The following is a 12,266-nucleotide window of genomic DNA, read 5'->3' as shown; positions in this document are numbered from 1 at the left end:
GCTGATTGCTGACGACGACGCCAACATAGCGCAGGCGCTGTGCTTCCTGATGCAGCGCGAAGGCCACGACGTGCGCACCGCCGCCGATGGCGAGCAGACGCTGGCGGCCATCGAACAGCAGCGCCCCGATGTCGTGCTGCTCGACCTGATGATGCCGAAAGGAAACGGGTACGAGATTTGCCGTGCGCTGCGTGCCAACCGCCGCTATGACGACATGCGCATCATCATGCTGTCGGCCAAGGGCGGCGAGGCCGACCGGCGCATCGGCAGGAATCTCGGTGCCGACGCCTATATCTCGAAACCCTTCGCCATCGCCGATGTCGTCGCCTGCGTGCGGGCGGTGCTGGCCGAAGGCTACGCGCGGCCGGCGAAGTGACGGAAGGTGATTTACAGGGGCGAGGCGGCGGTGCGACCGGGGCAGCTAAACGCCTGGTATCGCTGCCTTGCGGATGGTGCCGGCGGAGGGACTCGAACCCCCGACCTCGACTTTACGAAAGTCTTGCTCTACCAGCTGAGCTACGCCGGCACGGCGTCCGTCAGATGCGTTTCCAGCCAGTTGACCCAGCCGGACCGCGCGCGGAAAATACGGCCCGGCCGGCGGCTTGGCAAGCCGCAAGATCGGCCAAAATTAGCGCTGCGGGCCAAGGAGTTGTTTCTGGCCCCCGCCTCGGGAACCGGGCGGCGAAGCTGGGGTTCAGGACAGGATTTCGGGGGTAAAGTCGCATCATGGCCGCCGCCTATACGCTCTACGGCAGTTTCCTCTCCGCCCCGACCTACAAGGTCGGGCTGATGTTCGCGCTCTGCGGACTGGGTTTCGACTACCGCCATATCGACCTGGCCAAGGGCCAGCATAAAAGCGCCGACTTCCTCAAGATCAACCGCTACGGCCAGGTGCCGGCCATCGTGCATGACGGNNCGATCGGGACCGCCAGCGCATCCGCGAATGGCTGGTCTGGGAAAGCGACCGGCTCGAACCCGGCATCAACCGCTCGCGCTTCTTCGAGCGTTTCGCCAAACCCGATCAGGCCGTGGTGGACTATCACCGCAAATGGGCCGAGATGGGCCTGGAAGTGCTGAACGACCTGCTGGACGGCCAGCAGTTCCTGGTCGGCACCGCACCGACCATCGCCGACATCGCCGTCTTCGGCGTGGTGGCGCATATGGCGGAAGCCAGGTTCGACATCACCGCCTGGCCGCATGTGAAGGCCTGGTGGGACCGCATCGCGGCATTGCCCGGCTTCAGGCTGCCTTACGATTTACTCCCGCGCATGGATAAAGACGCCGACTGACTGAGACGCCGGTCAGGCTTTCCGTTCCAGCAGCGGACGCGGCGGTGCCGCCAGCGGCAAAGCTTCGCCGAGCTTTGTGGGATCGAGCGTATCGAAACTGCCGCAGGAGGCGCAGAGCAGCGACCAGTCGGCAGCACCAGTGCCGCAATGGCCGCATTGCCACGGTGCATGCTGACCGGCGAGCCTGTGCCAGTGATCGGCGGCCGTGGCGTCGCCCTCGCTGTCTTCCGCCAGCTTCGCCAGCAGCCGCGCCGCCCAGGCGCCACCCGAAGGTCCGGCCGTGTTGAGCGCGGCGCGTGCCGCGGTGAAATCGCGGATCTGCAACGCTGCCGCCGCGAACAGCAGCTGACTCGCCACTTCCGGTTTGCGCTCGGCGACGAAATCTTCCGCGCGTCCCATCAGTTTCTCGGCCGGCGTCTCACGCTGCAGCGTCAGCCAGGCTTCAGCCAAAGCCTCTGACGGCGTCCGCGCAAAAGCCCGCCTGAGGTGGAAGGCGGCGGCCTCGCGCGCCGCAGCGGTGTCGGCGGCGCGCGCCATCAGCACCGGCGGCGCCGGATGGTCCGGCAATACTTTCGCCGCACGTTCGGCCCATTGCCGCGCCATGCGCGGGTCGCCGCGCACAAGTGCTGCCTGCGCCTCGGCCAGATCGAGCCGCGCCGACAAGGCGCTGGCCGCCTCGCGCGTCACAGCTTTCTTCTTGCGCGCGGTCTCGAGACGTTTGCGCGCGCCGTCCCAGTCGGCCGCTTCGACCAGCAGCTGCAGCTCGGCCTCAGCCGCGAAAGGCGAGGACGGCCGGAGCCGCGAGGCGCGCTGCGCCTGTTCAAATGCGCTGGCGCGGTCGTTGCCGCGACGCGCATCGGCCAGCAGCCCGCGCGTGCCGAGAAACGCCGTGCCGGGATCCTGGCTGAGCGCGAGGTAAGCTTCATGCGCCAGTGCGGCATCGCCTTTCAGCTGCGCGGCATGTGCCACCAGCAGGCGCGACAATGCCGGATCGTCGAGTTGCCGGCGCGCCTTGTCGGCCAGGCTGAGCGCGCGGTCGGCTTCGCCCGCGGCGACCGCCACCATGCCGGCGGCGAAATTGGCGTAGCCCTTCTGCTGGCGTTTCAGCCGGCGGCGCTGCGGCAATGCTGCCGCCCAGGCCAGCGCCCAGGTCAGCATGAAGGCGGCGAGGCCGAGCAGCAGCAGGCCGAGCGCCAGCAGCGGTGCCGGCGCCTCGATGCGCCAGCCGAACCAGGTGAGGGCGACGCGGCCGGGCTGGTCGGCGATCCAGGCGGCAAAGCCCGCCAGCGCCATCAGCGCGATCAGAACCAGCGCGCCACGCACGAGACGCAGCATGTCACTGTACCGTCAGATGCGCGCGCAGCGCGGCGCCATAAGCATCGAGGGCTGCATCCAGCTTCAGCCGCGCCTGCACCTGATCGCGCCAGTCGTTCAGCGGACCGGTCAGCGTCAGATCGTCGAGTTCGGCGACGGCAGATTTCAGATCGCCCTGCGCCAGTGCGCTGGCTGCCAGATCGAGCCGGCCTTCCACCGTGGCGGCATCGGGCGCACCAGCGCGGCGGATGCTGACCAGGCTGCTCAGCTTGTCGACGGCGCGCTGCCACCAGGCCTTGTCGGCCGCAGCCGTTGCATCGGGAGTCGCAGGCGTGGCGCGCTTCTGTTCCGCCAGCGTGCCGAACCGCGCCGCCAGCGCGGCAGCCGACGGCACTGTCTGTTCGGCAAAGGGCTGCACGGCCGCGAAGGCAGTCTTCAGGTTGCCGCCCTGGGCTTCGGCATAGGTGCCGAGCACGGTTGCTTCGCGCGCGAAAGCCTCGCCACGGCGGGCATGTTCGCGCAGCTCAGCCCAGCCGATCAGCTGCACGAAAGGCTCGCGCAAAGAGGCAAGGCGCGCTTCGCTCAGCGCTGTCATGCGGCCCTGCAATTCTGCGACCTGACTTTGCAACGCCGTGCGCTGTGCAGCCGAGGTTTCGAGCGCGGCGCGCAGCGCCACGATCTGCTGTTCCAGATCATGCAGCTTCTGCGGATCGGCGGCGTTCGACGCCGGCAGCTGCTGCAGGCGTTCGAGGCTCGCCGTCAGGCTGGCGAAGCGGTTCTCGAGCTGGTCGAGCCGGGCGTCGCGCGGCGACATCGGCACCACCAACGGAGCCGACGACGACGACGAAGATGAGGATGGCACAGCCACCGCAGGCGCCGGTTCGGCAGGCCGCGATTCCGGCGTAGGCGTCGAACCGGAGACCCGGCCAAGCAGGTCGTCGAGCCGGCCGCTGACAGCGAGATGATAGCCCACGGCAATCGCCACCGAGAGCACCACGGCAGCCAGCAGGTAGAGCGCGATGCGCAGGCTGCGGCCGGTTCCGTTGCCGGACTTGCCCAGCGGCTCGACCTCGGCGTCGATGATTTTTTCCTGCGCTGGCTTTTCGCTCATCGTCACTCCGTCACTTCAGCAGCGCGACCAGATCGGCCTCGCCCGGACTCCGCGCCACCGTCACCGCCGCCCAGGGCAGGACGGCGGCTTCGCGCGCGACATTGTCGCTCAGACAGTAGGCCGTGGCTACCGCCGCGCCGTCCGCGATGCCCGCAGCCTGCACCAGGTTAACAAAAGTGGCCGCCGTGCGGGGAGAGAAAAGCAGCACGCCGTCATAGCCTTGCGCGGCGAAACGCGCGACGACGGCGGGCGGCAGTTCAATGGCCGTTTCGGCATCGTAGAGCACCACGCGGCGCACGTCATATCCATCCTGTTGCAACATGGCCTGCAGATCGCCGGCCCGGGCCGAGCCGGCTGCATGCAGTAACGTTCCAGCCGCGCCGGAGTGCCGGGCGCGCACAAGCCCCGCCAGCAGATCGACATCGCCGCCCGCTGCCTCGACACGGGCGAAGCCGGCTGCTTTTGCTGCCAGCGCGCTGGCCGGGCCGACCGCATAAACCATGACCTCGCGCAGCGGGCTGGCCTCGGCGAAGGCGCGCACGCCGTTCGCCGAGGTGAACAGCAGGGCCGTCACGCCCTGCAACGCGGCACGCAGCTCGTCGCCCGCATCATGCTTGTTTCGGATCGCCAGCATCGGTGCGGTATCGACGGTGTGCCCCATCGCCTGCAGCCTGTCGCGCAGACTGCGCGATTCCGCCTCGGGCCGTGTCAGCAGCAGGTTCATTATTCTTTGAAGAAATCCGGGCCGATGCGGCGTTTCAGTTCTGCGCCGGCATCTTCGCCCATCTTCACGCCGTCGCGCGCATTGCCACGGCGCTCGATCTCGATCAGCTCGGTGCCATCAGGCCTTGCGATTGCGCCGCGCAGGCGCAGGCCGACGCCATCGAGTTCGGCCAGAGCGGCAATCGGCGTGCGGCAGGAGCCATCCAGCACGGCGAGCAGCGCGCGCTCGGCTTCGACGCGCATGCGTGTTGCAGCATCGTCGAGCGGCTTGAGATAGTCCAGCACACGCGCATCATTCTCGCGGCACTCGATGCCGATGCAGCCCTGCGCCACGGCGGGCAGCATTTCATCCGTCTGCAGCACGCGCATGCCCGGCGGTGCGATCTTCAGGCGATTGAGTCCGGCCATGGCCAGAAATGTCGCGGCGACATCGCCGGCTGCCAGCTTGCGCAGGCGGGTCTGCACATTGCCGCGGAAGGTGACCACGGAAAGGTCGGGCCGGCGCGCCAGGAGGAAGGCTTTGCGGCGCAGGGATGCCGTTCCCACCGTGGCGCCCTGCGGAATCTCGGCCAGGCTCATCGGCGTCAAAGCCAGCAGGACGTCGCGCACATCTTCACGCGGCAGGTAGGCGCCCATCATCAGGCCCGCAGGAAGCGCCGTCGGCATGTCCTTCATCGAATGCACGGCCAGGTCGATCTCGCCCGACAGCAGCGCGTCTTCGATCTCCTTGGTGAACAGCCCCTTGCCGCCAGCCTCGGCCAGCGCGCGATCCTGGATCTGGTCGCCGGTGGTCTTGATCACCCGGATGGCGATCTGGTCCTCGCGTAAGCCAGGATGCGCCTTGAGCAGACGGTCGCGGGTTTCATGCGCCTGGGCCAAAGCCAGCGGCGAGCCGCGCGTCCCGATATTCAGGACGGGCTTTTCGGGCTTCACTTGCTGGCTTGGCGTCATAATGTTAAGGCCTACTCACTCTAAATCTCTGACGGAGCGGACGATCTGCGATGCGCGTGCTCGGCATCGAAACCAGTTGCGACGAAACCGCCTGCGCCGTGGTGACGGATGCAGCCGACCCGTCGCGCCGCATCGTCAGTCATAGCCTGTTCTCGCAGATGAGGGAACACGCGCCCTATGGCGGCGTGGTGCCCGAAATCGCCTCCCGCGCCCATATCGAGCATCTGGACGGGCTGGTGGCCGCAGCGCTGTCCGACGCCGGGCTGGAGCTGGCCGATCTGGATGCCATCGCCGCCACCGCCGGGCCCGGCCTGATCGGCGGCGTCATGGTCGGGCTGATGACGGCCAAGGCTTTATCTTACGCGACCGGCAAGCCGCTCATTGCCGTCAATCACCTGGAGGGCCATGCGCTCTCGGTGCGGATCAGCGACGACGTGCCCTTCCCGTATCTGCTGCTGCTGGTGTCGGGCGGCCATTGCCAGTTTCTGATCGTCGAAGGCGTCGGCCGTTACACACGGCTCGGCACCACGATTGACGACGCCGCCGGCGAAGCCTTCGACAAGACAGCAAAACTGCTCGGCCTCGGTTATCCCGGCGGTCCGGCCATCGAGCGGATAGCAAAGCAGGGCAATGCCGCGCGTTTCAACCTGCCGCTGCCGCTGAAAGGCAAGCCGGGCTGCGATTTCAGTTTCTCAGGCCTGAAGACCGCCGTGCGCCTGGCGCTGGAAAGCTGCGGGCAGAGTCCCAGCGAACAGGACAAGGCCGATCTCGCCGCCAGTTTCCAGCGCACCGTGATGGCGGTCATTCTGGATCGCGCGAAGAATGCCATCGCCTTGTTCGATGCGGCGCATGACGCGAAAGACCGACATTTCGTCGTCGCCGGTGGCGTGGCGGCGAACAAGGCGTTGCGCGACGGCCTCGTCAATCTCGCTGCCGATCACGGCATGCACTTCACCGCGCCGCCGATGGCGCTGTGCACCGACAATGGCGCAATGATTGCCTGGGCCGGGCTGGAGCGGTTTCGCCTCGGGATGGTCGACGATCTCGAAGCGCCGGCCCGCGCGCGCTGGCCGCTCGACAGCCTCGCGGCACCGAAGCCTTACGCCGGAGTGAAAGCGTGAAGCGCATCGGTGTCATCGGTGGCGGCGCCTGGGGCACAGCATTGGCTGCGCTCTCTGCTGAACAGGGCGATACCGTGCTCTGGGCACGCAATGCCGATGTGGTGCGCAGCATCAATGCCTCCCATGCCAATCCGCTGTATCTGCCCGATGTGAAACTGCCGGCAAACCTCAAGGCGACCGGCGATCTCAGTGAGTTAAAAGACTGCGACGCCCTGGTGCTGGCAGTGCCGGCGCAGACCCTGCGCCCGTTTGCCGATGCGATCCGCAACGCGCTGCCGCTGGCTGCTCCCATCGTGATTGCGGCCAAGGGTATCGAAATCAACACCGGTTTGCTGCCCAGCGACGTGCTGGCCGAGTTGCTGCCTGGCCGGCCGCTGGCGATTTTAAGCGGGCCCAACTTCGCTGCTGAAATCGCGCGCGGTCTGCCGGCCGCCAGCACGCTGGCCTGCGCAGATGCAGCTTTGGGCGCAAAGCTGGTGCAGCGGCTCGGTCGCCCAACCTTCCGGCCGTATCTGTCGGACGACGTGATCGGCGCGCAGATCGGTGGCGCGGTGAAGAACGTGCTGGCGATTGCCTGCGGCATCGTGATCGGGCGCAAACTCGGCGATAATGCGCGCGCCGCCCTGATCACGCGCGGGCTGGCCGAGATGTCGCGGCTCGGTCTGGCGCTCGGCGCGAAACGCGAAACCCTGATGGGCCTGTCGGGGCTGGGCGATCTGGTGCTGACCTGTTCAGGCACGCAGTCACGCAATCTCTCGCTCGGGATTGCACTGGGCGAAGGCCAGAGCCTGCAGCAGATCATGGGCGCGCGACGCACCGTGGCGGAAGGCGTGCACACCGCCCGCGCCATCGAAGCGCTGGCCGGCCGGCATGGCGTCGACATGCCGATCTGCGCGGCAGTAGATGCGGTGCTGCATAAATCCAGAGCGATCGACGAAACGCTGGCGGCATTGCTCGCCAGACCCTTCAGGACCGAGGCATGACATGAACTACTGGCTGATGAAATCCGAACCTTCCGCCTGGTCGTGGGACCAGCAGGTCAAGAAGAAGGTCGAGACCTGGAACGGCGTGCGCAATTACCAGGCCGCCAACAACATGAAGGCGATGGCGCTGGGCGACCGCGCCTTCTTCTATCATTCGGTGGACGAGAAGCAGATCGTCGGCATTGTCGAGATCGCCAAGCTGTATCACCCCGATCCGACCGACGAGACCGGCAGGTTCGGCATGGTGGCAGTGAAAGCTTTGATGCCGCTCAAGACCCCGGTGACGCTGGCGATGATCAAGGCCGAACCAAAGCTGCAGGGCATGGCCTTGCTGAAACAGTCGCGGCTTTCGGTGCAGCCCGTCGATGCAGCTGCATGGAAGCTGATTTGTAAAATGGGTGGTGTGAGCGCGTAACAAAGATTGTCATGGCCGGGCTTGACCCGGCCATCCACGTGGTCGGGTTCTGCAACGATGCTTGTTGTACACTGCAAAAGGAATAAGGCGTGGATGGCCGGGTCAAGCCCGGCCATGACACCGTTTGGGTTGGATGCATCATGACCCGCCCCAACCATCCCGCACCCGGCACCAGACTGCTGCGCCTCGATGAACTGGGTGAGACCGACGCCAGGGGATTTTCCTTCGGCGAGGGCAAGGAGCGCTTTCAGTGTTTCGTGGTGCGCTGGATGGGCGGCGTGTTCGGCTATGTCAACGAATGCCCGCATGCGCGCACCTCGCTCGACTGGCAGCCCGACAAGTTCTTCAACCTGCGGCGCGACGCGCTGCAATGCGGCACCCATGGCGCGCTGTTCACCATCCACGACGGCATGTGCTTCATCGGCCCGTGCAAGACCAAGGCGCTCGAACCCTTTGCCGTGAAGCTGGACAGCGACGGCTGGGTGGTCGCGGCCTGATCAAAAATAAAGCGGCCGGGATGCGCGAGGGACGCATCGCCGGCCGCAGATCGGCAGCAGACAGGGTGGGAGAGCTGCCGCCGACCTCTTCCGAAATTCTATCCCGCCCGGGCGATGACCCGGATATCGCGGCAGGCATCCGCCAGGCCGAGCAGGGCCTGACCGAGCATGGTGAGCGGTGTCTGGCGGCGCATCGTTTTGCGAGACATGGCCTTGCCTCTTCAGTCGAAACCCGAGGATCTCCGACCCGCAGCCTTGCCACCGGCCCGGTATGACCAGAGCCTAGCGGGCGTCTGGCCATAATGCAAGTGATAATTATTATCATATTTTCAGGATAAGAAGACCAGGCAGACTGTTAACCCTGCCCGGTCAATGACTTAAATCATTAGAAGCCTGGTACGTGCCGGTCAGAGCGCGGCTTCGACCCCGGCGCTGTCGCGGTTTTCGGCCTGGCGGCGGGCGCCGGCCTGACGCAGACGCTGGGCCAGGCGGCGGATCTCCGCCTCCTGCACGCCATCGCGCCGCATCAGCAGCTGCGTCATGGGATCGGCCAGCATGTCGCTGAGGGCGGGCTCGGCGGCAAGCCAGCAGACTTCCGTTCCACCGATCAGATGAATGGCGGTGCTGCGTGCGTCCATTGGCCCCTCCTTTCCTCTCCGCTGCCATCCCGGTTGCATGCCGGCGCAGCGTGTACAACGACTTGGTCCATCCCGTCGCGCGGGCTGCGTAACTGCCCTGCGCTTCATCTATGGCGCTCACCATACTCCGGCAAGCATGCAGCTCGTGTGACCAGAATACGGTATTTTCGTGATGCGTGATTCGTTGCTGCGCGAACGACTGCATGCCGTGTGCAATGCAGCGATCACGATCTTGTTGGCGGTTGGCGCAGCTGCAATTGCGAAAACTGCCGCCGCCGTCACAGATTGCGCAAACTTCGATCCGGCAGGATGCCGCGTTTCGTACAGAAGGATGCCCCATGGCCGAGGCCGATCACGCCGCCTCCCGTTTCGCCAGCCGGCTCGGCCAGGCCATTGCCGGCGAGGAACAGCGCGGGCTGGTGTTCGCCTTCCGCGCGCGCCTGATCGCCGTCGCCGTGGTGATGGCCTATCTGCTGCTGGCGATCGATGGCCAGCGGCAGTTCTACTATATCGGCGTCGCCGTCGTGTTCCTGCTGCTCGGCTGGGTGCCGCATCTGCTGCGCCGGCACCGCCATGCCGTGCCGATCCGTCTCGGCTTCGTCATACTGGATGCGATCCTGGTGACGGCGGTGGTGATCCTGCCGCCGCCGGGTGGGCTGGATTACGGCTTTCCGATCCAGATGCGCGTGCGCGGTCCGGAACTCCTTTATCTGGTGTTGCTGATCGTCGGCTCGGCGCTGTCCTATTCGCCGCTGCAGGTGGTGTGGACCGGACTGTGGTCGATCCTGACCTGGACGGTGGGCGTGGTACTGGTGAACCAGCGGCCCGACACGCTGCAGATCCCGCCGGACATCGGCGCCTCGCCGCAGGCGCTGCTGCAACTGATCACCAATCCCTACTATGTCGGCTATTTCCAACTGCTGAACCAAGTGGTGCTGACCGCCATCGCCACCGCCGTGCTGGCCGCCGCCGTCTGGCGATCGCGCGCCCTGCTGCTGCGCCACACCCGCGCCGAGATCGCGCGCGCCGACCTCGCCCGCTATGTCGCGCCCGACGTGGCCGATGCGATCATGTCGGATCCGGCGGCGGCTGAAAGTTTCGGCGCGCCGGCCAACCGCAACGTCGCCGTGCTGTTCGCCGATATCGTCGGCTTCACCGGCCTGTCGGAGCATATGGCGCCGGATCGCGTGGTGCGCTTGCTGAAAAGCCTGCACGAGCGCGGCAGCGGCGTGGTGTTTGCCCATGGCGGCTCGCTCGACAAATATCTCGGCGACGGTTTCCTCGCCACCTTTGGCGGCATTCGCAGCCAGCCCGATGCGGCGGCGCGGGCCGTGCGCTGCGCCGTGGCGCTACAGGGCGAGGTGGAGCGCTGGAATGCCAAACGCGAGCAACGCGGCCATGTGCCGCTGCGGCTCTCGGTCGGCGTGCATTACGGCCCGGTGGTGGCGGCCAATGTCGGCAGCGCGCAGCGGCTGGAATTCACCGTGGTCGGCGACACCGTCAATATCGCCAGCCGGCTGGAGACGCTGACGCGCACACTGGGTTGCCGCATCGCGGTGTCGGATGCGGCGCTGACGGAAGCCCGGCTGCACGATCCGGCCCTGCCGGCCTTCGACGCGGCCGGCGACCGCCGTCTCGATGGCCGCGAGCAGACCCTGTCGGTGCATGTCTGGCCGTGCCGCAGCTAACCCGCGTCGTGGAAGATCACGCCGAGCGTGTGGCGGCTGCCGCTGTGCAAAGTGGACACGCCATGACGCATCGCCACGCGATACGTGCCGCGCGTGCCTTTGACCGGACGCTGGTTGACCGCGAAGATCACCGCTTCGCCCTGCGCTAAGCGCACCACTTCGGCGCGGCTCTGGCTGCGCGGCTTGTTTTCCACCAGCACGAAGTCGCCGCCGCTGAACGCCGCCGGATCGCTGAGCAGCACAGTGAGCTGCAGCGGAAACACCATCTCGCCATAGAGATCCTGGTGCAGCCGGTTATAGTCACCTGGACCGTAGCGCAGCAGCAAAGGCGTCGGCCGCGACTGGCCGGCAGCATGGCAGGCCGCGATATAGTCGGCATGCTGCGCCGGAAATTTGTCCGCCTGCTGCCAGCGGTTGGCGAGCGGCGCCAGCCGCGGATAGATGTTTTCGCGCAACGTCTGCACAGCGGCGGGCAGCGGATAGCTGAAATAGCGGTATTCACCCTGACCGAACCCGTGTCGCGCCATCACCACGCGGTTGCGCCATGGCGCGGGGTCGTCATACAGCGCCGTGAGTGCTGTGCAGTCATCCGCCGTCAGAAGCGGACCTGTGGTGGCGAAGCCCTGTTGATCCAGTCTTTCAATCAGGGCGGACCAGGGCAGCGACTCAATGCGGGAAGCGAGCGATGTCATGCGCCTGATTTAACGCGCCAGGCCCGCGCCCGCTTCCCGTTTATTGCGATCACGCAGCCCAAATCATGCAGAGACGAACGCCTTGTAACTTTCGGCCAGCTCCGGCACGACGGCGTCCATGATGGTCTTGCCATGCGCAGCCGTGGCCAGCGCCGGATTCGAGCCGATGCGGCCATCGGGGAAGCGGCCGCGATAATCGGCGGCATCGGTGAACCCGCCCTGCGGCGCGACGCGCGGCGTCATCTCGGCCTGCTTGATCGCTTCGGGGTAGGCATGGAAGGTAACGCTGACCTCGCTGGGTGTGGCATGACTCCCTTCTTCACCAGGAAAGAGGCTGTTCGACAGCCGCCGGGCGCTCGGCGCTTCCCACCAGTTCTTGATCATGCAGCGCACGCTCGGCAGGTTGTGGCCGGGCTGCGCGAGCGAGGCCTCCGCGTAGATCTCCGAAAACGCCGCCGTGGTGGTGGCAATGTTGCCGCCATGGCCGTTGAGGAAGAAGAAGCGGTCGAAGCCGTGACGGCTGAGCGACGCCACCCAGTCGCGGATCACCGCGATCATGGTGGAGGGCCGCAAGGTCATCGAGCCGGAAAACGCCAAGTGATGCTGCGCCATGCCGACGGAGAGCGTCGGCGCCACCATGGCATCGGCATGTTTGCCGACCTCGCGGGCGAAGACTTCGGCACAGATCGCATCCGTCCCGACCAGACCGTTTGGACCATGCTGCTCGGTCGAGCCGATCGGGATGATGATGCCGGTCGAACGCTTCAGATAGGATTCGACCTCGGCCCAGGTGGACAGATGCAACTGCATGACGGCTCCGCGCGTGAATGATCTTCCGAATAGA

The 12,266-nt window shown here is 66.2% G+C and carries 15 protein-coding genes and 1 tRNA gene; 8 read left to right on the top strand and 8 right to left on the bottom strand.

Annotated elements, in window-relative coordinates; all coding sequences use genetic code 11:
* A partial coding sequence (locus CTR53_RS20055; RefSeq protein WP_367159006.1) for a response regulator transcription factor occupies positions 1 to 376 on the top strand: 376 nt, incomplete at its 5' end.
* A 74-nt stretch (positions 377 to 450) separates the two neighbouring features.
* Here CTR53_RS20055 and CTR53_RS20050 read toward each other — a convergent pair.
* Positions 451 to 526: transfer RNA gene (locus tag CTR53_RS20050), tRNA-Thr, on the bottom strand.
* A 200-nt stretch (positions 527 to 726) separates the two neighbouring features.
* Between CTR53_RS20050 and CTR53_RS20045 the strand changes: the two genes are divergently transcribed.
* Both CTR53_RS20045 and CTR53_RS20040 read left to right on the top strand, forming a co-directional pair.
* On the top strand, positions 727 to 1,077 hold the full coding sequence (locus tag CTR53_RS20045; protein ID WP_290817825.1) for a glutathione S-transferase N-terminal domain-containing protein: 351 nt from the start codon (positions 727 to 729) through the stop codon (positions 1,075 to 1,077).
* Entirely contained in the window at positions 1,032 to 1,289 is a 258-nt protein-coding gene (locus tag CTR53_RS20040; RefSeq protein WP_290817822.1) for a glutathione binding-like protein, read from the top strand. Before CTR53_RS20045 ends, CTR53_RS20040 begins: the two co-directional genes overlap by 46 nt.
* Positions 1,290 to 1,301: 12 nt before the next feature.
* Here CTR53_RS20040 and CTR53_RS20035 read toward each other — a convergent pair whose 3' ends face one another.
* The 4 genes from CTR53_RS20035 to hemC are packed head-to-tail and all read right to left on the bottom strand — an operon-like array spanning position 1,302 to position 5,388.
* Positions 1,302 to 2,624: a heme biosynthesis HemY N-terminal domain-containing protein gene (locus CTR53_RS20035; RefSeq protein WP_290817819.1), complete on the bottom strand. Its 1,323-nt coding sequence runs from the start codon at positions 2,622 to 2,624 to the stop codon at positions 1,302 to 1,304.
* Position 2,625: 1 nt separating this feature from the next.
* Positions 2,626 to 3,714: a hypothetical protein gene (locus CTR53_RS20030; RefSeq protein ID WP_290817816.1), complete on the bottom strand. Its 1,089-nt coding sequence runs from the start codon at positions 3,712 to 3,714 to the stop codon at positions 2,626 to 2,628.
* Positions 3,715 to 3,724: 10 nt separating this feature from the next.
* Positions 3,725 to 4,438, bottom strand: coding sequence for a uroporphyrinogen-III synthase (locus CTR53_RS20025; protein ID WP_290817813.1), 714 nt, complete (start codon positions 4,436 to 4,438; stop codon positions 3,725 to 3,727).
* Positions 4,438 to 5,388, bottom strand: coding sequence for a hydroxymethylbilane synthase (hemC, locus tag CTR53_RS20020; protein WP_290817810.1), 951 nt, complete (start codon positions 5,386 to 5,388; stop codon positions 4,438 to 4,440). Before hemC ends, CTR53_RS20025 begins: the two co-directional genes overlap by 1 nt.
* A gap of 50 nt (positions 5,389 to 5,438) precedes the next feature.
* Here hemC and tsaD point away from each other — a divergent pair, with 50 nt between their 5' ends.
* The 4 genes from tsaD to CTR53_RS20000 all read left to right on the top strand — a co-directional run bounded on the left by tsaD (position 5,439) and on the right by CTR53_RS20000 (position 8,404).
* Entirely contained in the window at positions 5,439 to 6,509 is a 1,071-nt protein-coding gene (gene tsaD, locus CTR53_RS20015) for a tRNA (adenosine(37)-N6)-threonylcarbamoyltransferase complex transferase subunit TsaD (RefSeq protein WP_290817807.1), read from the top strand.
* Positions 6,506 to 7,492, top strand: coding sequence for an NAD(P)H-dependent glycerol-3-phosphate dehydrogenase (locus CTR53_RS20010; protein ID WP_290817804.1), 987 nt, complete (start codon positions 6,506 to 6,508; stop codon positions 7,490 to 7,492). The genes tsaD and CTR53_RS20010 overlap by 4 nt, the downstream gene beginning before the upstream one ends.
* Before the next feature lies 1 nt (position 7,493).
* The gene (locus CTR53_RS20005; protein ID WP_290817800.1) at positions 7,494 to 7,907 is read left to right on the top strand and encodes an EVE domain-containing protein; all 414 of its coding nucleotides are present in this window, start codon (positions 7,494 to 7,496) and stop codon (positions 7,905 to 7,907) included.
* Positions 7,908 to 8,047: 140 nt separating this feature from the next.
* Entirely contained in the window at positions 8,048 to 8,404 is a 357-nt protein-coding gene (locus CTR53_RS20000) for a Rieske 2Fe-2S domain-containing protein (RefSeq protein WP_290817797.1), read from the top strand.
* Between the two features lie 407 nt (positions 8,405 to 8,811).
* Here the strand turns inward: CTR53_RS20000 and CTR53_RS19995 are convergent, their stop codons facing one another.
* Positions 8,812 to 9,042 carry a hypothetical protein gene (locus CTR53_RS19995; RefSeq protein ID WP_290817793.1) on the bottom strand — a complete coding sequence of 77 codons (231 nt, stop codon included), beginning with the start codon at positions 9,040 to 9,042 and terminating at the stop codon, positions 8,812 to 8,814.
* Between the two features lie 338 nt (positions 9,043 to 9,380).
* On the opposite strand from CTR53_RS19995, the gene CTR53_RS19990 reads away from it, so the two are divergent.
* Positions 9,381 to 10,730 (top strand): adenylate/guanylate cyclase domain-containing protein, encoded by a 1,350-nt coding sequence (locus CTR53_RS19990; RefSeq protein ID WP_290817790.1) that lies wholly within the window; start codon positions 9,381 to 9,383, stop codon positions 10,728 to 10,730.
* On the opposite strand, the gene CTR53_RS19985 is transcribed toward CTR53_RS19990, so the two are convergent.
* Complete coding sequence (locus CTR53_RS19985) at positions 10,727 to 11,422, bottom strand: 2OG-Fe(II) oxygenase (protein ID WP_290817787.1); 696 nt, start codon at positions 11,420 to 11,422, stop codon at positions 10,727 to 10,729. The genes CTR53_RS19990 and CTR53_RS19985 overlap by 4 nt on opposite strands.
* Before the next feature lie 63 nt (positions 11,423 to 11,485).
* Positions 11,486 to 12,232, bottom strand: a complete 747-nt coding sequence (locus tag CTR53_RS19980; RefSeq protein ID WP_290817784.1) for a creatininase family protein — start codon at positions 12,230 to 12,232, stop codon at positions 11,486 to 11,488.
* Positions 12,233 to 12,266 lie beyond the last annotated feature (34 nt).

The organism is Ferrovibrio sp. (genome assembly GCF_002796975.1).
Classification (GTDB): Bacteria; Pseudomonadota; Alphaproteobacteria; order Ferrovibrionales; family Ferrovibrionaceae; genus Ferrovibrio.
This window is presented reverse-complemented; position numbering and strand designations above follow the sequence as displayed.